Origin of the sequence: Kitasatospora sp. NPDC094016 (assembly GCF_040304045.1) — a bacterium.
Classification (GTDB): domain Bacteria; phylum Actinomycetota; class Actinomycetes; order Streptomycetales; family Streptomycetaceae; genus Kitasatospora.
The window spans coordinates 65,008-85,279 of the sequence record NZ_JBEOUK010000023.1; the positions used below are offsets into that span (position 1 = coordinate 65,008).

At 73.1% G+C, this 20,272-nt stretch carries 24 protein-coding genes and 2 pseudogenes; 8 read left to right on the forward strand and 18 right to left on the reverse strand.

Annotated elements, in window-relative coordinates:
- The 7 genes and pseudogenes from ABT015_RS21645 to ABT015_RS21675 form a co-directional block, all read right to left on the reverse strand.
- Positions 1–213, reverse strand: coding sequence for a DUF397 domain-containing protein (locus ABT015_RS21645; protein ID WP_350881405.1), 213 nt, complete (start codon positions 211–213; stop codon positions 1–3).
- A 79-nt stretch (positions 214–292) separates the two neighbouring features.
- Positions 293–493 carry a DUF397 domain-containing protein gene (locus ABT015_RS21650; RefSeq protein WP_350881407.1) on the reverse strand — a complete coding sequence of 67 codons (201 nt, stop codon included), beginning with the start codon at positions 491–493 and terminating at the stop codon, positions 293–295.
- A pseudogene (locus ABT015_RS21655) lies at positions 456–644 on the reverse strand (helix-turn-helix domain-containing protein); the annotation flags it as partial. The gene ABT015_RS21650 and the pseudogene ABT015_RS21655, both read right to left, overlap by 38 nt.
- 80 nt (positions 645–724) lie before the next feature.
- Positions 725–931, reverse strand: coding sequence for a DUF397 domain-containing protein (locus ABT015_RS21660; RefSeq protein ID WP_350881409.1), 207 nt, complete (start codon positions 929–931; stop codon positions 725–727).
- Entirely contained in the window at positions 916–1,320 is a 405-nt protein-coding gene (locus tag ABT015_RS21665) for a hypothetical protein (protein ID WP_350881411.1), read from the reverse strand. The genes ABT015_RS21660 and ABT015_RS21665 overlap by 16 nt, the downstream gene beginning before the upstream one ends.
- Before the next feature lie 95 nt (positions 1,321–1,415).
- Positions 1,416–1,628: a DUF397 domain-containing protein gene (locus ABT015_RS21670; protein WP_350881413.1), complete on the reverse strand. Its 213-nt coding sequence runs from the start codon at positions 1,626–1,628 to the stop codon at positions 1,416–1,418.
- Entirely contained in the window at positions 1,625–2,464 is an 840-nt protein-coding gene (locus ABT015_RS21675) for a helix-turn-helix domain-containing protein (protein WP_350881415.1), read from the reverse strand. The genes ABT015_RS21670 and ABT015_RS21675 overlap by 4 nt, the downstream gene beginning before the upstream one ends.
- 114 nt (positions 2,465–2,578) lie before the next feature.
- Between ABT015_RS21675 and ABT015_RS21680 the strand changes: the two genes are divergently transcribed.
- From ABT015_RS21680 to ABT015_RS21690, 3 genes are all read left to right on the forward strand, one after another.
- Positions 2,579–2,776, forward strand: a complete 198-nt coding sequence (locus ABT015_RS21680) for a hypothetical protein (RefSeq protein ID WP_350881417.1) — start codon at positions 2,579–2,581, stop codon at positions 2,774–2,776.
- 2 nt (positions 2,777–2,778) lie between these two features.
- A complete protein-coding gene (locus ABT015_RS21685) occupies positions 2,779–3,027 on the forward strand; it encodes a hypothetical protein (protein ID WP_350881419.1) in 249 nt (82 codons plus the stop codon).
- A gap of 74 nt (positions 3,028–3,101) precedes the next feature.
- Complete coding sequence (locus tag ABT015_RS21690) at positions 3,102–3,569, forward strand: NUDIX domain-containing protein (RefSeq protein ID WP_350881421.1); 468 nt, start codon at positions 3,102–3,104, stop codon at positions 3,567–3,569.
- Between the two features lie 116 nt (positions 3,570–3,685).
- Here ABT015_RS21690 and ABT015_RS21695 read toward each other — a convergent pair whose 3' ends face one another.
- Together ABT015_RS21695 and ABT015_RS21700 are read right to left on the reverse strand one after the other, a co-directional pair.
- A complete protein-coding gene (locus ABT015_RS21695; RefSeq protein ID WP_350881423.1) occupies positions 3,686–4,639 on the reverse strand; it encodes a ricin-type beta-trefoil lectin domain protein in 954 nt (317 codons plus the stop codon).
- A 150-nt stretch (positions 4,640–4,789) separates the two neighbouring features.
- Positions 4,790–5,245, reverse strand: a complete 456-nt coding sequence (locus ABT015_RS21700) for a MarR family winged helix-turn-helix transcriptional regulator (protein ID WP_350881425.1) — start codon at positions 5,243–5,245, stop codon at positions 4,790–4,792.
- Positions 5,246–5,408: 163 nt separating this feature from the next.
- Here ABT015_RS21700 and ABT015_RS21705 point away from each other — a divergent pair, with 163 nt between their 5' ends.
- The gene (locus tag ABT015_RS21705) at positions 5,409–6,896 is read left to right on the forward strand and encodes an MFS transporter (RefSeq protein ID WP_350881427.1); all 1,488 of its coding nucleotides are present in this window, start codon (positions 5,409–5,411) and stop codon (positions 6,894–6,896) included.
- Between the two features lie 68 nt (positions 6,897–6,964).
- Here ABT015_RS21705 and ABT015_RS21710 read toward each other — a convergent pair.
- Positions 6,965–7,147, reverse strand: a pseudogene (locus tag ABT015_RS21710) (hypothetical protein); the annotation flags it as partial.
- Positions 7,148–7,234: 87 nt separating this feature from the next.
- On the opposite strand from ABT015_RS21710, the gene ABT015_RS21715 reads away from it, so the two are divergent.
- The gene (locus tag ABT015_RS21715; RefSeq protein ID WP_350881429.1) at positions 7,235–8,866 is read left to right on the forward strand and encodes an ALF repeat-containing protein; all 1,632 of its coding nucleotides are present in this window, start codon (positions 7,235–7,237) and stop codon (positions 8,864–8,866) included.
- 64 nt (positions 8,867–8,930) lie between these two features.
- On the opposite strand, the gene ABT015_RS21720 is transcribed toward ABT015_RS21715, so the two are convergent.
- Both ABT015_RS21720 and ABT015_RS21725 read right to left on the reverse strand, forming a co-directional pair.
- Positions 8,931–9,272: a hypothetical protein gene (locus ABT015_RS21720; protein ID WP_350881431.1), complete on the reverse strand. Its 342-nt coding sequence runs from the start codon at positions 9,270–9,272 to the stop codon at positions 8,931–8,933.
- Positions 9,211–9,453 (reverse strand): hypothetical protein, encoded by a 243-nt coding sequence (locus tag ABT015_RS21725; RefSeq protein ID WP_350881433.1) that lies wholly within the window; start codon positions 9,451–9,453, stop codon positions 9,211–9,213. Before ABT015_RS21725 ends, ABT015_RS21720 begins: the two co-directional genes overlap by 62 nt.
- A gap of 271 nt (positions 9,454–9,724) precedes the next feature.
- On the opposite strand from ABT015_RS21725, the gene ABT015_RS21730 reads away from it, so the two are divergent.
- Both ABT015_RS21730 and ABT015_RS21735 read left to right on the forward strand, forming a co-directional pair.
- Positions 9,725–10,531: a hypothetical protein gene (locus tag ABT015_RS21730; RefSeq protein ID WP_350881436.1), complete on the forward strand. Its 807-nt coding sequence runs from the start codon at positions 9,725–9,727 to the stop codon at positions 10,529–10,531.
- Between the two features lie 23 nt (positions 10,532–10,554).
- Complete coding sequence (locus tag ABT015_RS21735) at positions 10,555–11,076, forward strand: peptidylprolyl isomerase (RefSeq protein WP_350881438.1); 522 nt, start codon at positions 10,555–10,557, stop codon at positions 11,074–11,076.
- A 39-nt stretch (positions 11,077–11,115) separates the two neighbouring features.
- Here ABT015_RS21735 and ABT015_RS21740 read toward each other — a convergent pair whose 3' ends face one another.
- The 5 genes from ABT015_RS21740 to ABT015_RS21760 all read right to left on the reverse strand — a co-directional run bounded on the left by ABT015_RS21740 (position 11,116) and on the right by ABT015_RS21760 (position 15,858).
- Positions 11,116–11,724 carry a response regulator transcription factor gene (locus ABT015_RS21740; protein WP_350881440.1) on the reverse strand — a complete coding sequence of 203 codons (609 nt, stop codon included), beginning with the start codon at positions 11,722–11,724 and terminating at the stop codon, positions 11,116–11,118.
- Entirely contained in the window at positions 11,721–12,944 is a 1,224-nt protein-coding gene (locus tag ABT015_RS21745) for a sensor histidine kinase (RefSeq protein ID WP_350881442.1), read from the reverse strand. The genes ABT015_RS21740 and ABT015_RS21745 overlap by 4 nt, the downstream gene beginning before the upstream one ends.
- 11 nt (positions 12,945–12,955) lie before the next feature.
- On the reverse strand, positions 12,956–13,378 hold the full coding sequence (locus ABT015_RS21750; RefSeq protein WP_350881444.1) for a hypothetical protein: 423 nt from the start codon (positions 13,376–13,378) through the stop codon (positions 12,956–12,958).
- Positions 13,379–13,564: 186 nt separating this feature from the next.
- Positions 13,565–14,668, reverse strand: coding sequence for an RICIN domain-containing protein (locus ABT015_RS21755; protein WP_350881446.1), 1,104 nt, complete (start codon positions 14,666–14,668; stop codon positions 13,565–13,567).
- A 74-nt stretch (positions 14,669–14,742) separates the two neighbouring features.
- Complete coding sequence (locus ABT015_RS21760) at positions 14,743–15,858, reverse strand: alpha/beta hydrolase (protein ID WP_350881448.1); 1,116 nt, start codon at positions 15,856–15,858, stop codon at positions 14,743–14,745.
- Between the two features lie 324 nt (positions 15,859–16,182).
- On the opposite strand from ABT015_RS21760, the gene ABT015_RS21765 reads away from it, so the two are divergent.
- Positions 16,183–17,223, forward strand: coding sequence for a helix-turn-helix transcriptional regulator (locus ABT015_RS21765; RefSeq protein WP_350881450.1), 1,041 nt, complete (start codon positions 16,183–16,185; stop codon positions 17,221–17,223).
- Between the two features lie 51 nt (positions 17,224–17,274).
- On the opposite strand, the gene ABT015_RS21770 is transcribed toward ABT015_RS21765, so the two are convergent.
- Entirely contained in the window at positions 17,275–20,025 is a 2,751-nt protein-coding gene (locus tag ABT015_RS21770) for a M4 family metallopeptidase (protein ID WP_350881452.1), read from the reverse strand.
- Positions 20,026–20,272 lie beyond the last annotated feature (247 nt).

A 20,272-nucleotide genomic window follows, 5' to 3' on the forward strand; every position in this document is an offset into this window, starting at 1 on the left:
TCAGTTGGTGTCGAATTCGCCGGTGCGGACGGCGGTGACGAAGGACTGCCAGGCGGCGGCGGGGAAGACGAGGGCAGGGCCGCGAGGGTCCTTTGAGTCACGGACGGGCATGACGCTCGGGAAGCCGGGCGCGACCTCGACGCACTGACCCCCGTCGCTGCTGTGGGAGGACTTGACCCAGTGGGCAGAGGACAGGTCGGGGCGGGAGCTCATGGTGCCAGTTCCTTCCGGATGCTTGGGGTCCTGGGTTGTGCGGCGCAGTCATCCGCGATGGCTGCGCCGCGCAGGTGGATCAGTTGGTGCTGAACTCCCCGGCTCGGATGGCGGTGATGAATGTCTGCCAAGCGGCTGGTGGGAAGTTGAGGCGGGGGCCGTCGGGGTCCTTGCTGTCCCGCACGCGACCTGGCTGGGCATCGTCCACCTCAATGCACATGCCGCCGTCGTTGTTGCTATGGCTACTCTTCCGCCATCTCTCCTGGTTCCCTGCTGGCACGACCGAACTCCTGTGAGATGCGCCTGATCATCGCCCTGGAGCCCCGGGGCGACAGGGCCATGGCCCTGAGGAGATCGTATGACCTGCGGCGAGCGGCAACACCCGCTGCATCCTCGATGAGTTCACCGCTCCGTGCTCCTTCTTCCCATGCAAGCGAAGGGCTGCCGGATCCAGAGTGACACTGTCAGGTGCCGCCGCCCCGGGCCGGGTCGGCGGCGCCATCGAGCGGCATCAGTTGGTACCGAATTCGCCTGTGCGGACGGCGGTGACGAAGGCCTGCCAGGCGGCGGAGGGGAAGAGGAGGACCGGGCCGTGGGGGTCCTTGGAGTCGCGGACGGGCTGCACATCGGTGAAGCCGTTGGCGACCTCCACGCACGTGCCGCCGCTACCGCTGTATGAGCTCTTCCTCCAGCCGGTGTCAGTCAGGTCGGCATCCATTCAAAGTCCCTCCGTACCGCGCGGATCATGGCCACCGAGTCGGCCTGGCTCATGGCTTCGACTACGAGCCGATCGTAGTCGTCGGCCAGCGCAGCAATCGGCTCAGTATCTCGATCGATGTAGCCTCGCTGCTCGATCTCGCCGTCGTCTTCGACGGCGGCACCGTGCGCGACGACACCCGCCTCACCGTCCCACCGCAGCGCCGGAGCGGCCTGTTCGGCGCCCGCTTCGTCCCGGTCCGCCGACTCCCCGACGTCATGGTCCCTTCCCAAGCCGCCCGCGCCACCGAGGCGTTGGCGGGCCGACGCCGTCCGTCCTCTTTCGCGGACAGCGCGCGACCTGATCGGCACCGCCGGAAACCAGGTGGCCGGCTCGGGGTCAGTGCGCACATTGGCCCACCATGCAGGTGAAGGGCTGCCGGATCCAGAGTGACACCCCCAGGCGCCGCCGCCCCGGGCCGGGGTGGCGGCGCCATCGAGCGGTATCAGCTGGTGCCGAATTCGCCGGTGCGGATGGCGGTGACGAAGGACTGCCAGGCGGCGGCGGGGAAGACGAGGGCCGGGCCGTGAGGGTCCTTCGAGTCACGGACGGGCATGACGCTCGGGAAGCCGGGCGCGACCTCGACGCACTGACCCCCGTCGGTGCTGTGGGAGGACTTGACCCAGTGGGCAGAGGACAGATCGGGGCGGGAGCTCATGGTGCCAGTTCCTTCCGGATGCTTCTGATCATGGCCAGGGACTCGGCCCTGGGCGGCGCGTCTACCTGAAGGCGATCGTATCTCCTGCGCCACGTCACGACAGTGGCCCGATCGCGTTCGAGGAAACCCCGGTGCAGTGTCTCGGTGTACCCGAACTGGGTGTTGTCCCCGACGGTCAGCAGGGTGACGGCTGAGCGGAACGACCGGTGGACCCCCATGGTGAAGGGGACGACCTGCACCAGGACGTTCGGCAGTCCTTCCGCCAGGTCTTCGAGCCGCTGGAGCTGTTCCGCCATGACGGCGGGACCACCGAGCCGCCATCGAAGAGCACTCTCGTCGAGGGCGACGAAGACCAGGGGCGGGGGCGTGCGCTCCAGGAACTTCTGCCGGGCCATCCGGAAGTTGAGACGTTCCTCGGCCTGTTCGGCGGTGACCTCGCCCAGATCCACGGCACCGGCCAACTCGGCCTCGGCGTAGGCCCGGGTCTGGAGCAACCCAGGAATGGCGCCGATTTCGAACAGTCTTATCTCCGTGGCCTGCGTCTCGTGCTTGGTGAACTCGGCGAATCCCTCGGCGAGACCGGCACTGTTGGAGGCCTGGAGCCACATCAGCGTCAGGGAGCCGTGGGTCCCGAGGACTTCGTCCGCCTTCTCGGCGAATCGTCTCGACACCTGCTTCGTGGCAGTTTCAGCGACCGAGATCGTGGACGGGTGGCACCCGATGCGCCTCGCAAGCTGGCCCTGGGTGAGGCCGGCCGCCACTCGTGACCTGCGGAGCAGCACTCCGAAGGGGGCCCAGCGGCTTGACTCTGGATCGATTTCCCTGATGTTCACCATGGGTGCTCCAACGTGGATGCCCGGGAAGACAAGTCCATCTTCGCTTCCGATGCTAGGTGACGCGGGGCCACCATGTGCACAGAACGTGAAACATTGATCGCGGAGGGTTTCCTCATGGCCTATGACCAGGTTCCCCGCCTCCACGGCTACGGCGTGCGCTGGGACACCGGGGCCCGCCTCTACCGCGTCCGCAACGAGGTCACCCGGGAGTGGCTGCGCCAACCGGACGGTGAGCTCGGCGGGTTCGGCTCCTTCTCCGAGGCCTGGAGTGCCTGGCGCGTCTTCGAGGTCCACAAACGGCCGGGGGAGTGAGCATGTCCTCGATGCTCTCCCGGGTGACCGCCGACCAGCGGCGCCAGGCGGCCGACGTCCTCGACGACCTGACCACCGTCCTCGCCCTGGGTGGAGTGACGCTTCCGTCCGTCGAAGTCGACTGGGAGCGCGGGCGGTTGACCGGGTGCTACCTGGTGAGTCTGGGCTCGGCCCGTGCCGTCGAACTCCTGCGGGTCGTCGACCTGCTCCGCAAGGGGCTGCGCTACGAGCGCCTGACGCATGACGGCTGAACTTCTCGTCCGCCTGCTGTGGTGGGCGGGCTTCTCCCTCGTACTCCTCGCCGCCCTCAGGAAGTGAACCCCTGATGCAAGACCCCCGCCTGCTCGCCAAGCCGCCCGTGTGCCGGCTCGGCTGCCTCGTCCTCGTGCGCAACCCACGCGGCGACGTCCTGCTCGTCGACCCGGACTACATGGACGGCCTCCTCCTCCCGGGCGGCGCAGCCCAGCCCAACGAGTCCCCGAACCTCGCCGCCGCCCGTCACCTCCTCGCCGAGACCGGCCTCAGCTTGCGCCTCACGGACGTTGTAGCCGTCGACTTCACCCCGGCCGACCGCTACCTGGAGCGCCTCAACCTGGTCTTCGACGGCGGCACCGTGCACGACGACACCCGCCTCACCGTCCCGCCCCGGCACCGCAGTGGCCTGTTCGGCGCCCGTTTCGTCCCCGCCCGCCGGCTCCCCGACGTCATGGCGCCCTCCCAAGCCGCCCGCGTCAGCGAGGCGTTGGCGGGCCGATCGCTACCCGTCCTCCTCCACGGACAGCGCGCGGCCTGATCGGCACCGCCGGGTTGGGGTCGGTGCCCACATCGGCCCAGTCGGTGACGCGTTGGGCGCTTCGGCAGCGAGAAGGGGCGGGCGCCAGGCGCCCGCCCCTTCTCGTTCAGCTGCGGTCAGCTCCAGGGGTTGGCCGGCTGGTCGGTGATGGCGGTCCAGAAGCGGGTGTTGGCAGGCAGGGTGCCGTTGGCCCACAGGCCCCAGCCGTTGGCGTCGTGGAACTCGGCCATCCGGAAGCCGGCGCCGAAGTAGCCGGCGCAGAGCTGGTCGGCGGCGGTCCGGCTGGTGAGCTGGCTGCCGGAGGTGGGGATGGTGGCCTTCACCTCGCCGCCGGCCCAGCTGTGGAAGCCGCTGGTGGGCACGCCGGCGGGGGCGGGGCGGCCGTCCTGCTTGAGGCACAGCACGGGCAGCTGCGCGGTGGCGGGGGTGTCGCCGCTGTACGCGTTGCTGCTGTTGTCGTTGCCGACGTGCACGACGTTGTCGGCGCGCTGCTCAAGGGTGGCCCAGGTCATGCCGTTGTGGGTGGCGACGCCGCCGAACAGGGCCTCGTAGGTGTTGCGGGCGATGTCCCACTCCTGGTACCCGCCGTAGTTGCAGTCGAACATGTAGAGCCGCCAGCCGCCGCCGATCCTGTGCTCGGTGTTGTCCAGGCACTGGGAGGTGGAGATGTTCTGCAGCCGTATCCCGAGCATGCCGTACCGCGGCGTGCTGTCGGCCGCGGTCCACGGCGTGACCCGCCACATCTGCGAGGTGTTGTTGGCGTAGCACTGGACGCCGGAGGGGGTGCTGTCGACCGTCAGGCAGGAGCGCTGGTCGGCGGCGTTGTTGACGGTGTAGACGCTCGGCAGGCCCGGGACGGGCTTGAACACCCACTGGCCCGGGTTGTTGGACGGCGCGCAGGGGTGCAGTTCCTGCCCGCCCCATATCGCGCCGTTGGGACAGCGCTCGGATTTCTGGTTGAGCAGGACCGTCGAGGGGGTGTCGGCCGAGGCCGAGCCGCCCGGGACCAGCACCAGGCCGGTCAGGGCGAGCGCGATGCCGAGGACGATACGCCGGACTAGCGAACGCACAGTGCTCTCCAAGGAGGGGAGACGACGAGGGGCGGCGGCCGGTCCGGAGGGCCCCAGGGCCACCCGGTCCGTCCGCCGCGGTCAGCTTGTCAGCGCGCGATCAATCGCCGGTATCCCAGTTTTCTGGGGGGTCGTTCGACACCCGACTGGTCAGGGGCGCGGCCAGGGGCGCCCGTCGAGGTGCTCGATGTCGGTGTTGAAGCGGCGCAGGTAGGCGGCGAAGGTGGTGACGTCCTTGGCGGACCAGCCGGCCATCACCCGGTCCAGGGCCTCCACGTGGGCCTCGCGCTCCTCGTCGAGGCGGCGGTCGCCCTCGTCGGTGAGGCGGAACTTGCGGGCCATCCCGCCGTCGGGGTCGGCGATCCGCTCGACCAGGCCGGCCCGGGTCATGGCGGCGGTCTGCCGGTTGAGGGTGGAGGCGTCGAGGTTGAAGGCCTCGCTCAGCTCGCCGATGGACATCGGGCCCTGGATGCGGATGCGGCTGAGCAGGATGTACGCGCTGCGCTCCAGGGTGCTGCCGCGCGGGCGGGCGGCGGACTGGCTCAGGTAGTGGTGGCGGCCGAGCACCATGTACTCGAACTCGACCAGGTCCGTACGTTCTCCCATGCCGTCGTCCTTCGCCCTTCACCCTCATCGCCGCACCGCTGACCTGCGGGTTTCGCGGGCCTTGTCCAGTATGGCAAAGGGGTGTGACGGCGCGGTCCGGCCATGTAATGTGCTCGATGCACATAATATGTACGATACACATTCCGTTTTCGAGGAGCCCGCCATGGACGGCCCCCAGCCCGGCGGCACGACCGCCCCCACCGCCCCGGCCGCCGGTACCACCCCCACCACCGGCATCGTCGCCACCCTCGCCTTCACCGGCACCGTGGCCGCGATCATGCAGACCCTGGTCACCCCGCTGATCGGCGAACTGCCCCGACTGCTGCACACCGCGCCGTCCAACGCCTCCTGGGCGATCACCGCGACCCTGCTCGCCGGCGCCGTCTTCGTCCCGATCAGCGGACGCCTGGGCGACCTGCTGGGCAAACGCCGCATGCTCCTGGCCTGCTGCGTACCGCTGTTCATCGGATCGGTCCTGTGCGCGCTCGCCTCCGCGGCCGTACCGATGATCATCGGCCGCGGCCTCCAGGGCATGGGCATGGGCGTCGTCCCGCTCGGCATCAGCCTGCTGCGCGAAGTCCTGCCGCCCGAACGGCTCGGCTCCGCCATCGCCCTGGTCAGCGCCTCGATGGGGATCGGCGGCGGCCTCGGCCTGCCGATCGCCGCCGCCGTCGCCCAGTACGCCAGCTGGCGGGCCCTGTTCTGGGGCGCCGCCGCCCTCACCCTCGTCGTCGCCGCGATGATCCGCTTCCTCGTCCCCGCCCCCGCCCGGCGCCCCGCCGGCGGACGCTTCGACCCCGTCGGCGCGGCCGGCCTGGGCGCCGGACTGGTCTGCCTCCTGCTGCCCGTCTCCAAGGGCGCCGACTGGGGCTGGACCGACCCCCTCACCCTCGGCCTGTTCGCCGCCGCCGCCGTCCTGCTCCTCGCCTGGGGCCGGTGGGAACTGCGCTGCCCCGAACCGCTGGTGGACCTGCGGGTCACGGCCCGCCCCCGGGTCCTGCTGACCAACGCCGCATCCGTCCTGGTCGGCTTCGGCATGTACGCGCAGGCGCTGATCATCCCGCAACTGCTCCAACTCCCCGAGGCCACCGGCTACGGCCTGGGCCGGTCGATGCTGGCCATGGGCCTGTGGATGGCACCCTCCGGCCTGATGATGATGGCCGTCTCACCACTGGGCGCACGCCTGTCGGCCGCGCGCGGCCCCAAGTTCACCCTGGTCGCCGGCTCCCTCGCGATCGCCGCCGGATACGGACTCTCGATGGTGCTCATCGGCTCGACCTGGGGCGTCCTGGTCGTGACACTGGTGTGCAACAGCGGCGTCGGCCTGGCCTACGGCGCGATGCCCGCACTGATCATGAGCGCCGTGCCGCTGTCCGAGACGGCGTCCGCGAACAGCTTCAACACCCTGATGCGCTCGCTCGGCACCTCCGTCTCCGCCGCCGTGGTCGGCGTGGTCCTCGCCCAGCTGACCACCACCCTCGGCGGCCACACCCTGCCCTCGGAGAGCGGCTTCAGGGTCGGCCTGCTGATCGGCTGCGGCGTGGCCCTGGCCGCCGCCGCGGTCGCCGCCACCATCCCCGCCCCGCCCACCGGGGCCGCACCCGCCACCACCCACCCGGCACCCGCCGCCAAGGACACCGCCACGACCTGACCACCCGACCCGGCATGACCTGACCACCCGCCAGACCCGCCCCCGGCAACCCGCCGGGGGCGGCCGCGCTACGTACCCCCTACCGATCCGCGACGGATGCGCCCCCACCGCCACCACCGCACCGTCGCCTCCACCTGCTCCTCCAGCGCGGTCGCGCGCACCGCGAAAGCGGCCTCGTAGGCGGAGGCGTCCACCACGAACGGGCGGTCGAACTGCTGACGGACCTCCCGCAGTTCACGCAGCACCGGGGAGGGCGGCAAATACTTGGTATGGCAACCGTAAAAGACGATCTATGCTGGCGGGCGTTCACAATCTCTCCGCACAACGCAAGGTACTGAATGAAGCTGCCCCGGGTGTCCGCCGTCGTCGCGGCCGCCGTCCTGGCCCCCACCGTCCTCTTCCCGTCGATGGCCTCCGCCGCCGACAACCCCCAGCCGGCCGGTGTCTCCGGACCTGACACCGCGTCCAAGGGCACCGAGGACCAGGGGACGGGCCAGGAGGAGCACGACCGCGCCGAGGTGCGGCGCATCCTCGCCGACAAGGAGAGCGGCCCGGGCGTGCGCGAGGCGGCCCAGAAGGCTCTGAACGGCACCGCCGCCGACCTGCGGCACTTCCTGGACGTCGAGCTCCACGACCAGCGCGTGATCGACAACCGGGTGAGGGCCTACCAGGTCCTCGCGGTCGGCGGGCCGGCCGTCAAGAAGGCCGCCACGGCCGCCCTGCGGGGCGGCACCGCCGAGGACGTCGCGAAGTTCCTCAAGGAGGGCCAGTTCATCGCCCGCGCCGAGGACGAGGACCGCGCCAAGGTCCGGAGCATCCTCGACGACAAGGAGACCGGCCCGGCCGTGCGCGCGGCGGGGGAGAAGGCCCTCGCGGGTACCGCCGCCGACGTGCGGCACTTCCTGGACGTCGAACTCGACGAGCGGCGTCAGACCGACAACCGGCTGAAGGTCGCCCGGATCTTCGACGGCGCCGGGCCGGCACTGAAGAAGGCCGCCGGGAAGGCGATATCCGGCAGCAACGAGGAAATCCTGGCCTTCCTCAAGGAGGGCCAGTTCATCGCCCGCGCCGAGGACGAGGACCGCGCCAAGGTGCAGGGCATCCTGGACGACAAGGAGACCGGCCCGGGCGTGCGCGCGGCGGGGGAGAAGGCCCTCGCGGGTACCGCCGCCGACGTGCGGCACTTCCTGGAGGTCGAGCTCCGCAGGCAGCGGGCTGACGACAACCGGGTGAAGCTCGCCCAGATCATGGCGGTCGGCGGGCGGGCCGTGTGCGAGGCCGCCAGCCGGGCGCTGGACGCCGGTACCGACGAGGACGTCGTGAAGTTCCTGAAGGAAGACCAGTTCACGGCCCGTGCCGAGGACGAGGCCCGTGCGAAGGTGCAGGGCATCCTGGACGACAAGGAGACCGGCCCGGGCGTGCGCGCGGCGGGGGAGAAGGCCCTCGCGGGCACCGTCGCCGACGTGCGGCACTTCCTGGACGTCGAGCTCCGCAGGCAGCGGGCCGACGACAACCGGGTGAAGCTCGCCCAGATCATGGCGGTCGGCGGGCGGGCCGTGTGCGAGGCCGCCAGCCGGGCGCTGGACGGCGGCACCGACGAGGACGTCGTGAAGTTCCTGAAGGAGGGCCAGTTCACGGCCCGTGCCGAGGACGAGGCCGCCGCGAACAAGCCGGCCCCGCAGCCGGCCCGGCCCGCCGAGCAGCCGCAGACCGCCACCGGCGTCCAGCCGGCCGTCCAGCCCGCCGCCCTGACCACCACGACGGGCACGACCGCGGGCGCGATCGCGGCGGGCACCACCGCCGGGACGGCCACGGCCACCACGGGCACCACCACGGTCACCACCCGCCCCGGCCAGCTCGCCGCCACCGGCACCGAGGGCCTCGGCTGGGAGGCCGGCGGCGCCGCTGCGGCCCTGGCCGCGGGCGCGGCGCTCGTCGTCGCCTCCCGCCGCCGCTCCACCGAGAGCTGACGCCCCCCGGGCGTCCCCGGCCGCCCACGCGTCCGGGGACGCCCGGGCGCGTGGGGCCGCATGCTCAGCCGTGGGCGCGGCGCCCGGCGATCGCCCGGGCGAGGTCCGCGTGCCAGCGGGCCGCGTTGCTGCCGTCCAGCTGGCCCGCGAAGGCGCGCCGCGCGGCCTGCACCAGCTCGGCCGAAGCGTGCGGGTACGCCTCCCAGACCGCCCAGAGCGCGTTCTCGGTGTCCTCGTCCAGGCCCGTGCAGGTGAGCGGTCCGGTCCCGGACAGGGTCTTGGCCAGCACCGCCTCGAAGACCCGCCGCAGCCGCTCGTCGTCGTCGCGCCCGCGGGCGGGGCGCTCAGCCGCCATCGCCGCCGCCACCACCGCCACCACCATCGCCGCCATCGTCGCCGCTGTCACCGCCGCTCAGGCTCCGGTTCCGGCGCCGGCTGCGCGAGGAGCGGCGCAGCAGGGACCCCGAGGCGAGCGTCACGGACGCCACGGCGCGCACCCAGCGGGGGCCGCCGCGTTCGGCCCACACCACGCACACGCACCCGCCGACCACGATCACTAGGACACCGACCAGCACGGCACCGACCACGTCTCACCCCTCTCCCGTCCATCCCGTTTCCGGGCCGATCCTCTCAAGCCGATCCCCCCGCCCGCGCCCCCGACCCACCCGAAACCGGGCCGATCCGCCATGCAAGTGGACACCAGGCCTGTCCTGCAGGGAAGTTGGCGCCGCGCGGGATCCGCTCGACCCGCGCCCCGACCCACCCCCCTGACCTGCGCCCCGCCCCTGCGCCGAGTGCGGTGGCGAACCCGCCGTGTGCCAGGATGCCGACACCGATCCCCTCGACCGGAGACCTTTCTTGACGATTCGCCGCACCACCGCCCTGGCCGCCGCCGCGACCGTGCTCTCCCTCACCGCGCTGACGGGCTGCAACGACGACGCCGCCCCCTCGGCGGCCCAGACCCCCGCCGCCCCGCCGTCCGCTCCGGCATCGGCATCGGCCCCGGCGTCCGCCCCGGCGTCGGCATCGGCATCGGCCCCGGCGTCCGCACCTGCCTCGGCCCCGGCCGAGGCGCCCGCCGGCGGGGTGATCGACCCCGAGCAGGCCCTCGCCCAGGCCGCCCGCACGCCCTACGCGGCCTCCCAGGACTTCCGCACCGAGGGCGGCCCGCTGGTCGCGACCACCACCGGCCGGATCAACCTCAACGGCAAGGTACGCACCGGCCGCCTCACCGAGTCCCTCGGCGCCGGCGGCGATTCGGCGGGCGACCCGGTCGTCGTCACCGAGGACGCGGCGTACATCAAGTCCGGCAGCGGCTGGCGCAAGTCCCCCCTCGCCGACCGGATCGCCGACTACCACGGCTACGCGAAGGCCCTGCTGGCGCTCGGCCCCGCCGCCCGCAAGGGCATGGAGGAGCAGAACGGCGCGCCCGCCTTCCACCTGTCCGGCACGCTCGGCGTGGAGCAGATGCGCGCCGTGGACGCCGAGCGCTACCTCAACCTCAAGCGCATGGGGGTGGCGTCCTTCCAGCTCGACCAGTGGATCGACGCCCAGGGCCGCACCGTGCGCTTCGACCAGCGCGTCGAGATCAGGGGCACCCCGACGCGCACCTACGGCACCTTCCGCGACTTCGGCCCCGTCGAGCCGGTCCCCGCCCCCAACTGACCACCCGAGCAAAGGAGTCCGCCATGGCCAAGGGCCTGTTCGCGACCCTGCACACCACCCTGGGCCCGATCCGGCTGGAGCTGTTCCAGTTCCACGCGCCGAAGACGGTCCGCAACTTCGTCGAGCTCGCCGAGGGCGCCCGGGAGTACACCGACCCGCGCACCGGCGGGCCGGGCAGTGGCCCGTACTACGACGGCACGCTCTTCCACCGTGTGGTGGCCGGCTTCATGGTCCAGGGCGGCGACCCGACCGGCGGCGGCACCGGCGGCCCGGGCTACGCCTTCGCCGACGAGTTCCACCCCGAACTGCACTTCACCAGGCCCTACCTGCTCGCCATGGCTAATTCCGGCCCGGGCACCAACGGCTCGCAGTTCTTCATCACCGTCGGCACGCCCGCCCACCTGAACCGCCGGCACGCCATCTTCGGCCAGGTCGCCGGCGCCGACTCCCGGGCCGTCGTCGACGCCCTCGCGGCCGTGCCCACGGACGGTGAACGCCCCGTGGAGGACGTCGTGATCACCGAGGTCACCGTCGAGCGGCTCTGACGCCGTTCCGGGAAGCCCTGCACCCGTCGTGCGGCGGTGTCACAGCCAGCCGCGGTCGTCGGCGGTGCGCAGGGCCTCGGTGCGGTTGCGGGTGGCGGTCTTGGCGATGGCGGAGGAGAAGTAGTTGCGCACCGTGCCCTCCGAGAGGTAGAGCTTGCCGGCGATCTCGGCGACGCCGGCCCCGGAGCGGGAGGCGTTCAGGACGTCGCGTTCCCGGGCGGTGAGCGGGGAGGCGCCGGCCGCCAGGGTGGCCGCGGCCAGTTCCGGGTCCACCACGCGTTCGCCCGCCGCGACCCGGCGGATGGCGTCGGCGAGCACTTCGGCCGGCGCGTCCTTGACGACGAAGCCGACCGCGCCCGCTTCCATCGCCCGGCGCAGGTAGCCGGCGCGTCCGAAGGTGGTGAGGATGACGACCCGGCAGTCGGGCACCTGCTGGGCCAGGACGGCGGCGGCGGCCAGGCCGTCGAGTCCGGGCATCTCGATGTCCAGGAGGGCCACGTGGGGCCGGTGTCCGCGGGCCGCGTCGACGACCTGGTCGCCGCGTCCGACGGCGGCGACCACTGCGAAGTCGTCCTCCAGGTCGAGCAGGGCGCACAGCGCGGTGCGGACCAGTTCCTGGTCCTCGGCGAGCAGCAGGCGGATCGTCATGTCGTCCCTTTCCGGGCGGGGGCGCGCCCGTGGCGGGCGCCCGGAGGGACGGTGACCAGCAGCCGCCACCCGCGCGGGCTCAGCGGGCCTGCTTCGACGGTACCGCCGGCCGCCGCGACCCGTTCCCGCAGGCCCCTCAGGCCCTTCCCGACCCCGCTGCCCTCGCCGGTCCCACCGGTCCCACCGGTCCCGCCGGTTCTGCCGTCCGCGCCCGTCCCGTCGTCGCGGATCTCCACGGAGGAGCCGGTGACGGTGACGGTGCAGCGGTCGGCCCGGGCGTGCCGGACCACGTTGGTCAGGCCCTCGCGCACGACCCAGCCGAACAGTTCCCCGTCCTGCGTGGCGACGGGGTCGGTGGACGTCGGCAGGTCGGCGACCACCCCGGCGGCGCGCAGCAGTTCGCGTCCGCGCGCGAGTTCGCCGGCCAGCGTGACGTCGCGGTAGCCGGTGACCGCGGCCCGGACGTCGGCCAGCGCCTGCCGGGACAGCGACTCCACCGCGGCCATCTCGGCCAGCGACTGGTCGGGGTCCTTGGCGGCGAGGCGCTGGGCCAGACGGGACTTGACGGTGATCGCGGTGAGCGAGTGCCCGAGCAGGTCGTGCAGGTCGCGCGCGATCCGGTTGCGTTCGGCCTCCGAGGCCAGCCGCGCCACCTCGGCCCGGGCGGCCACCAGGGCCTGGTTGGTGGTGGCGATCTCCGCGAACGCGCCCGTGGTGAGCACGGTGAACAGCAGTGCCAGCGCCTGGAAGGCGCCGGGCCCGGCGTGCCAGGCGGGTACCGCCCACGGCACCAGCAGGGCGGCCAGGGTGGCGGTGACGGTCACCAGGGTGGCGTGGCGGCGCCGCAGCACGGCGACGAAGGAGACGACGACGGTGGCGAGGTAGAACGCGTTCTCGTGGGCGGACGGCAGCGCGGCCAGGAACAGCGCGCTCATCACCGCCAGCAGCAGGAGCACCTGCCGGCGCCGGCCGTGGATCATCGCGGTGGCGGTGAGGACGAAGCAGAGGCAGAACGCGCCGACGACCGCGTACCCGGCGACCAGGGCCGCCCCGGACACGTTGCCGCCCACGGCGACGGCGGTCAGGCACGGGTAGACCAGCATCCCGGCGCCCAGCATGATCCGCCGCCAGCCCCGCACCCACCGCTGCGGGGCGCGCTCCCCTGTGGCGCGCTCCGCGGCGGCGGGCCCGGGGAGGGCCGCCTGCGTGTCCTCGTCCACCCTCGCCTGCCTCACGTCGCGTCGGATCGAGCGAACAGGGTACGCAGGTGGCGTCCGTTGACCACGGTGGCCACCCCCGCCAGCGCCAGCCCGCACAGGGCCTGCTCGGCCTTCATCCAGAACGGGAAGGTCCCCGGCACGCAGATGATCACGACGATCGCCGCGATCATGACGGCCGAGATGATCCGCAGCCGCCGGTACGCCGCGTGCGAGCCGCGGGCGGCCCGGGTGGTGAACAGGGACGTGACCACGGCGCTGGCCACGACGAGGGTGCCGCGGATCCACACGGCCGGGTTCACCAGGTCGGGGTGGTTGCGCAGGGCGTAGGCGGCCGCCAGGGTGACGACGCTCAGGCCCAGGTAGGCGAACACCAGTCGCCTGATGGTGCGGAAGGCCCGGACGGTGTCGGGGTGGTGCACGTCGGTGGAGGTCATGCCCCCATGCTGTCCGCGCCGCGCCCCCGACCGGCAGTGTGCTGCCACACCGGCCGGCCGTGACAATTGTCAGCAGGTCAGGGCAGGTGACGGCGGGTCAGGGCGGGGCGGGGAAGGGCCGGGGGAAAGCGGGGCCGCCGCCCGGCGGGGCCGGGCGGCGGCTGGCTGTCGGCCGTGCGGTGGGGCTCAGGTGCAGCTGGTGAAGGTGGGGCTGGTGTTGGCGATGTAGAGGGTGGCGCCGCCGCTGGGGTCGGAGGTGAGCGGGACGGTGACGGTGTCCTCGGCGGTCCACGGGAAGCCGCGGGCGTCGAAGGTCCAGTTGCCGGTGACCTTGCGGGCGAGCTCGGCCAGCGTCACCCAGCCGTACTGCTGGGGCGGGACGGTGACGGTGACGGCGTTGTTGACGGTGGTCGAGCCCTGCCAGACGTTGCTGTAGTTGACGGCGGTCTTGACCGCGGTGGTGAAGACGCCGCCGGGGGCGCCGCCGGAGATTTCCGCCCCGATCTCGCCGCCGATGGTGCTGGACCAGCCGGTCATGTTGGTGACCGCGAAGTTCTGCTGGGCGGCGCTGCTGGTGTTGTTGAACCAGATCGAGGAGACGCAGATCTTGGGCAGCGGCGCCGCGGGGGCCTCGCTCTTGACGGTCCAGGAGCAGGAGGAGACGTCCTTCTGGCACTGCTTGGCGGCGTGGTCGACGGCGAGGCCGCGGGCGGCCTGCGGGAAGCCGGTGGACCACTGCTGGTTGGCGGTGCCGTTGCAGGTGTACTGGTCGGTCCAGGCGTCGTCGTACTGGGCGCCGAGCAGCAGGTCCAGGCAGGTGTTGTCGCCCAGGTGGCGGATCATGAACGCGTCGGCGGCCCCGGCGACCGGCTGCAGGAACCACCGCTGGCTGGCCTGCCCGGCGCAGGTCTGCTGGCGCAGGGCCGGGGTGAAGAAGGCCAGGTCGATGCACTTGCCGGTGTCGTTGTTGACGATGGTGAAGGAGAAGTCGGAGGGGTCGACGCTCAGCCGCCAGGACTGGTGGTAGCCGGGCGCCGAGTTGGTGACGATGTAGGCGCCGTCGCCCATGGTGCCGTTCTGGACGTCGAGTTGGCGCCCGTTGCTGAGGGACTTGATGGTCAGGCACTGCTGCGGGGAGGCGCAGGCGGCGGCCGGCGCCGTGGCGGCGTGGGCCCGCGCGGTCGCGAACGGGGAGGCGGTGAAGCCCAGGGCGGCGCAACAGGCCACCAGGACGGCCGCGATCAGGCGCAGCCAGGGAGCCGGTCGGCTCGGGGTCGTGGCGGAAAGCACGGGGTCGGGTCCTTTCGTCGGGAACGGGGAGAGGGAGAGGGGAGAGGAGTCGGAAAGAAGGGGAGGGCGGCCGGTCAGGCGGCGGCGAAGGCCGCTTCCAGGCGCGGGACGTAGTCCACGAGGTCCTGCGCCCAGCAGCCCGCGCTGTGGCCGCCGTTGCAGGCGGTGCCCCAGCCGGCGCCGTTGCCGTAGTCGACGTAGCGGTAGCGGTAACCGAGGGCGTCCAGGCGGTCCTTGAGGCGCTTGGCGGTGCCCTCGGCCCAGAACTCCATGTCGGAGGCGCTGCCGTTGCCGTTGCCGGTGTAGACCGCGATGCCGGTGTCGGCGAGCGCGCCCACGCGGGAGACCGGGTCCGCGGCGTTCCAGCGCCAGTCGGCGTTGAACACCGGGTACGGCGAGCCGAAGATCGCGTCGCTGGAGACCGTGGGGCCAAAGTCGAGGCCGCAGGGCTTCCCGTCGCTGGGCCCGCACAGCACGGCGCCTGCGTTGACCAGGGTGGCGACCACGGCCCCGCGGATGATCATCTCGTTCACGGAGAGGTCGTTCGCGCCGGACATGGTGAGGACCTGGCCGAACAGCTGGGGCCGGTCCTGCGCGTAGTGCAGCGCGCCGAAGCCGCCCATCGACAGGCCGCCGACGGCCCGGCTCCTGCGGCCCGTCAGGGTGCGCAGGTTGGCGTCGATGAACGGGACGACCTGGTCGAGGTGGAAGGTCTCCCAGTTCTGCGCCCCGGCGGCGGTGTTCTGGTCGAGCCAGTCGGTGTACCAGCCGCGCAGGCCGCCGTCCGGGATGACGGTGATCATCGACTGCGCGGCGGTGAGGGCGGGGTAGGCCAGGGCCGGGTCGCTCGGGTTGTCCGAGGCGCCGTGCAGGAAGTACAGGACCGGGTAGCGCTTGGCCGGGCTGGCCGCGTAGTCGGCGGGCAGCAGGATCCGGATGGTGTGTTCCCCGGCGACCTGGGGTGTGGTGACGGTGAGCACGAAGTTGGTGGCGCTGCCGGTGGGGGCGCCGACCTGGGTGAGCCCGAAGCCGTCCTTCATCGGCGGCGGGGCGGGGGCCTCGGCGTGCGCGGCGGGCACGCCCAGCAGCAGGAGGCAGGCGGTCAGGGCGGCGACGGCCGTCCTGGCGTGCCGGAGCCGGGCGCGCAGGGGCCGCGCGGGCGGGCGCCGGGCGGGCTGGGCTGGTGTCAAGGGTCGTCCTTGGCCGTGAGGGTGCAGCCGTTCCCGGGGGGAACCGCTGGAGCTGTCTGAACACCGACAACTCTTGCGAGATCGCCCGGCCGTCCGCCAGAGCGACCTGCGGCGCACCTGGGCCACTGGCGCATGTGCGCCACCGGGGTGGGTAGCCTCCGACGGCCCGTCCGGGCGACACCGGCACGACGACAAGCCGACAAACCGATGAGCGGACGGGTCGGCACAACGGCACAACGGCACAGCGCCGAGCTGACGAGCCGATGAGCCGACACACCGACACACCGACACACCGACACGATGACGGGGGACGTCGTGCATGACGTGCTGGATCCAGACTCCGAACGCGGCCGGATCTACCGCTGCCTGGTCGGCCGTCCGCAGGCGCGGGCGGCGGAGCTGGCGGCCGGGGTCGGCCTCGGCGAGGGCGCCGTCCTGGCCGTGCTCAGGGAACTCGCCGACGAGGGCGTCGTCGTGGCCTGCAACGGCGGGGGCCCGCGCGACGACGGCCACCGTGACGACGGCCCGCGCGACGACCGTCACCGCGACGACGGCCACCGCGACGACGGCCACCGCGACCGCGCCTGGGAGGCGCTGCCGCCCGGCCGGGTGGTCGAGGCGGTGCTGCAGAGCGACGCCGTCCGGCAGGCCGCGGCGCGCCGGGCCGGGGCGGAACTGGAACGCCTCTACCGCTTCGCCCGGCGCGACGCCGGCACCTACGGCGCCCTGGAGGTGGTCGAGGACGCCGCCCAGGTACTGGCGGCCAGCCGGCGCCTCCAGCTCGCCGCCCGCCACCAGGTGCGGGTCATCGACGTGCCGCCCTACTCCGGCAGTTCGGCCTACTACCTCGACCAGGAGGTGCTGCAGCGCCAGCGGATGGCCGCCGGTGTCGTCTACCGCTCGATCTACCACGGCTGCGCCTTCGACGACCCGGTCGCGGGCCCCAACATGGCGCGCATGGTCGAGGCGGGGGAGCAGGCCCGCACGCTGGACGAGCCGCCGCTCAAGCTGGCCCTGGGCGACGACGACCTGGCGATCGTCACGCTGGCGGCCGACGGGCGCCCGGGCGTCGTCTCGCTGCTGATCCGGCCCTCGGGCCTGCTGCGGGCGCTGGCCGCGGTGTTCGAGACGCTCTGGCGGCTGGCCGTCCCGGCGTCGGTGTCCGCCGTCGACCTGCGGATCGGTGAGCGGGACCGCCGCATCCTGACCCTGATGGCCAGTGGTGCCACGGACGACGCCATCGCCCGGCGGCTGGGGCTGGGGCGGCGCACGGTGGTGCGCCGGGTATCGGCGTTGCTGGCCCAGCTGGGGGCCACCACGCGTTTCCAGGCGGGCGTGCAGGCGGCCCGGCGCGGTTGGCTGTGAGCCGTCCGCGCCGGGCCGGACCCCTGGGGGGTGGGGGTCAGGGAAGGATGGTCAGCAGGTGCCCGCCGCGCGGTCGCGCACGACCAGGTCGGTGCGGCCGGGGGTGGAGTCCAGCCAGACCACCCGGGTGCCCTGGTCGGCGGCGGGCTGGTCCTGGCCGCCCCGGTCGCAGGAGAGGCGCTGCGGGGTGCCGCCGCCGACCGGGAGCTGCCAGAGCTTGGGCAGTGCGGCGTTGGTCCAGCCGCCGGCGGGCTTGGTGCTCTCGACCTTGTAGGTGAGGGCCTGGTCGGAGGCGGTGAGGCTGCCGCCGCGCGTCGGGGCGTTCGGCGAGTCGGCGGCCAGCACCTCGGTCACGCCGGAGCCGTCCAGGGCGCCGGAGCGGACGGAGGCGCGGGCGGTCGCGCCGGCGGGGGTGTCCAGCCACAGCAGCCGTCCGCCGGCGAGCCGGGCGGAGGAGGCGCTGGTCGCGGCGGCGCCGGGGGCGGCGTGCGCGGTGTACTGGGCGGTGACCTTGCCGGCGGCGATCGAGTAGACGGTCGGCGCGGTGACGTACTGCTGTCCGTCCTGCCAGGACTCGGTCCAGGCGAGGTAGCCGTCCTTGAGGGTGAGGTCGTCCGGGTGGTGCCCGTCGGCCAGCGGCAGTTCGACCGCGGGGGCGCCGTCGTGGGACAGCCGGATGCTGGTGCGGTGGGTGGTGAAGTCGTTCACGGTGAAGGCGATGTCGCCGCCGGAGACCTGGGGGCTGCCGGGCTCCGTCCCGTCGGCGAGGAACAGGCTGCGGACCGGGCCGGCGCCGGACAGCGGTGCGGCCAGCAGTTCGCGGCTGTGGTTCTGGGCGGTGGTGCCGATGGCCTTCCACACGGCGGTGGTGCCGTCGGTGGCGGGCCAGCTGTGGTAGCGGCCGTCGTCGGGGCTGAGCCGGACGGGGGCGCCGCGCCCGGTGGTGGAGCCGGTGTACAGCGCGGTGGTGCTGCTGCTGTTGCCGCCGCCCGTGCCCTTGACCGGGTCGGGGGCGGGGGCCATCGCCACCCAGTGCCCGCCGCCGGCGGCCGGGGGTGCCATCGAGTAGGAGAGGTTGCGGGCCAGCGTGCGGCTGTCCATGCCGATCCGGTTCTCCCAGCCGGCCTTGATCCCGTGCGCGTCGAACGCGGCTGCCACGGTGCGCAGTTGGGCGTGGCTGAGGCCGAGGTCGCGGCCGGCCGCCAGTGCCGCGTTGCGCCCGGCCACGAAGTCGTCGAGCGGGGTGAGGTAGGCGGTGAGTGCCCGGTAGACGAGGCGGTCGGCGGTGAGCGGGTCGAGGGTGCGCCGGATGTCCCACAGCGCGCCGCTGAAGATGGTGGCGTTGAGGTGCTGTCCGCCGTTGTCGACCGTGCCGCCGAGGTAGTCGTTCACGGTGGTGCGGTGGTCGTCCATCCGGCGGTCCGCGCAGGCCTCGGGGGTGCCGGTGCGGCACTTGCTCTCGCCGAGCAGCGCGGCCGCCGGGTCGTTCATGGACATGCCGCGGGCGGTGACCTCGATGGCGTTGCCGAAGTAGTCGGCGAGCCCCTCGTTCATCGCGCCGGCCTGGCCCATGCCGACGAGGTCGGCGGTGTTCGATATGACGCCGTGGGTCATCTCGTGCCCGGCGATGTCGAGGGCGGCGGAGAACGGGTAGTAGGAGGGGCCCGGGTTGCCGTAGACCATCTTCTTCCCGTCCCAGTACGCGTTGGCGTAGGGGGCGCCGTCCTGGGTGACGTTGACGACGGAGGTGATCGCGCCGCCCTTGCCGTCCAGGCCGTTGCGGCCGAACCGGTCGTGGTAGAAGTCGTACACGATACCGGCGTTGACGCTGGCGTCGGTGGCGCCGCTGGTGCCGGCGGAGGCCGGGAAGTCCGGGCCGGGGGAGTGGGCCGGGGGGAGGTCGGCGGGGATGCCGCCGCCGAAGTCCATCTCGTCCCGGCCGCCGGCGTCGTAGGTGGTGATGGCGGCGGGCCGGGTGAGGTCGGTGAGCTGGTAACTGCCGTCCGGCAGGCGGGCGATGTTCACCTTGACGGAGTTGCCGCGGGCGTCCGGCGCGGTCCCGGTGGCGGGTTCGAGGCCGGCCGCGGAGCTCCCGGCGGTCGGCGCCGGCGACGGGAGCGGGGCGCGGGTGTCGTAGGCGAGGGCGACCACGCCGACGGTGGCGTCCACGAAGACCTCGCGGGCCGCGGGCCCCCCGGTCGCCGGGTCGGCGGCGTGCACGGTGAAGCGCTGGGCGAGCCGGCCGGCGCCGTCCGGCAGGACGACCAGGCCGTGGTCCTCGGCGGTGGCCGCGGCCCGGGCCTTCGGGTCCTGGACGGAGCCGAGCGCCAGGTCCCGCAGGGCGGCGGCCGGGACGGTGGCGGTGGTCGGCACGGTCAGGCCGGTGAAGTACTTGCCGCCGACCGACTCGACGCGCTGCCCGGCGCCCTCGCCCGTCAGGTGCACCAGGTACTGCGCGCCGAACACGGGCACGCCGTCGTGGCGCTGCTCGAACCTGACGGTGCGCCGGCCGTCGGGGGTGCTCTCGGAGCCGACCTCGGCCAGCTCGCCGGGGTCGACGTGGTAGCGGTCGGCGTGGGCCGCGAGGTGGGCGCGGGCGGCGTCGGCGGGGCTGCCGACGGCCGGCTCGGCCAGGCCGGTGACCAGCTGCGGGGCGGCGGTGTCCTGACCGGCCACCAGGGAGGGCACCGGGTCGGGGGCGGCCGCGGGCCCGGCCAGGGCGGGCGGCGCGGCCAGGGCCAGCGCCACCACGGCGGTGGCGCTGATGCCGAGTGCTGTGGACGTGCGGGAACGACGGGGCACGGAGGTCCTCTCGCAGGGCCGAACGGTGGTCGCGGCGGGCCGGCCGCGCCGGACCACCGCGACGATCACGATAAGTCATCCAACGTCATATGTCGATAGACTTTCTATGTGCCCGCGGAGGGCCGGAACCCGACCCCCGCAACCGGCCCACAACCGGCCCGCAGCCGGCCCCGAAAACCCCCAACCCGCCCCGCCCGGCGAGCGATTCGTTCAAGACGCCACCACACCCCCCGGCCGACACTGACCC

Bases quoted from the DNA above. Each gene is read 5' to 3' on its own strand.
- ABT015_RS21645 (WP_350881405.1), bottom strand. From the start codon at position 213: ATGAGCTCCCGCCCCGACCTGTCCTCTGCCCACTGGGTCAAGTCCTCC.
- ABT015_RS21660 (WP_350881409.1), bottom strand. From the start codon at position 931: ATGGATGCCGACCTGACTGACACCGGCTGGAGGAAGAGCTCATACAGC.
- ABT015_RS21670 (WP_350881413.1), bottom strand. From the start codon at position 1,628: ATGAGCTCCCGCCCCGATCTGTCCTCTGCCCACTGGGTCAAGTCCTCC.
- ABT015_RS21675 (WP_350881415.1), bottom strand. From the start codon at position 2,464: ATGGTGAACATCAGGGAAATCGATCCAGAGTCAAGCCGCTGGGCCCCC.
- ABT015_RS21680 (WP_350881417.1), top strand. From the start codon at position 2,579: ATGGCCTATGACCAGGTTCCCCGCCTCCACGGCTACGGCGTGCGCTGG.
- ABT015_RS21685 (WP_350881419.1), top strand. From the start codon at position 2,779: ATGTCCTCGATGCTCTCCCGGGTGACCGCCGACCAGCGGCGCCAGGCG.
- ABT015_RS21690 (WP_350881421.1), top strand. From the start codon at position 3,102: ATGCAAGACCCCCGCCTGCTCGCCAAGCCGCCCGTGTGCCGGCTCGGC.
- ABT015_RS21700 (WP_350881425.1), bottom strand. From the start codon at position 5,245: ATGGGAGAACGTACGGACCTGGTCGAGTTCGAGTACATGGTGCTCGGC.
- ABT015_RS21705 (WP_350881427.1), top strand. From the start codon at position 5,409: ATGGACGGCCCCCAGCCCGGCGGCACGACCGCCCCCACCGCCCCGGCC.
- ABT015_RS21715 (WP_350881429.1), top strand. From the start codon at position 7,235: ATGAAGCTGCCCCGGGTGTCCGCCGTCGTCGCGGCCGCCGTCCTGGCC.
- ABT015_RS21735 (WP_350881438.1), top strand. From the start codon at position 10,555: ATGGCCAAGGGCCTGTTCGCGACCCTGCACACCACCCTGGGCCCGATC.
- ABT015_RS21740 (WP_350881440.1), bottom strand. From the start codon at position 11,724: ATGACGATCCGCCTGCTGCTCGCCGAGGACCAGGAACTGGTCCGCACC.
- ABT015_RS21750 (WP_350881444.1), bottom strand. From the start codon at position 13,378: ATGACCTCCACCGACGTGCACCACCCCGACACCGTCCGGGCCTTCCGC.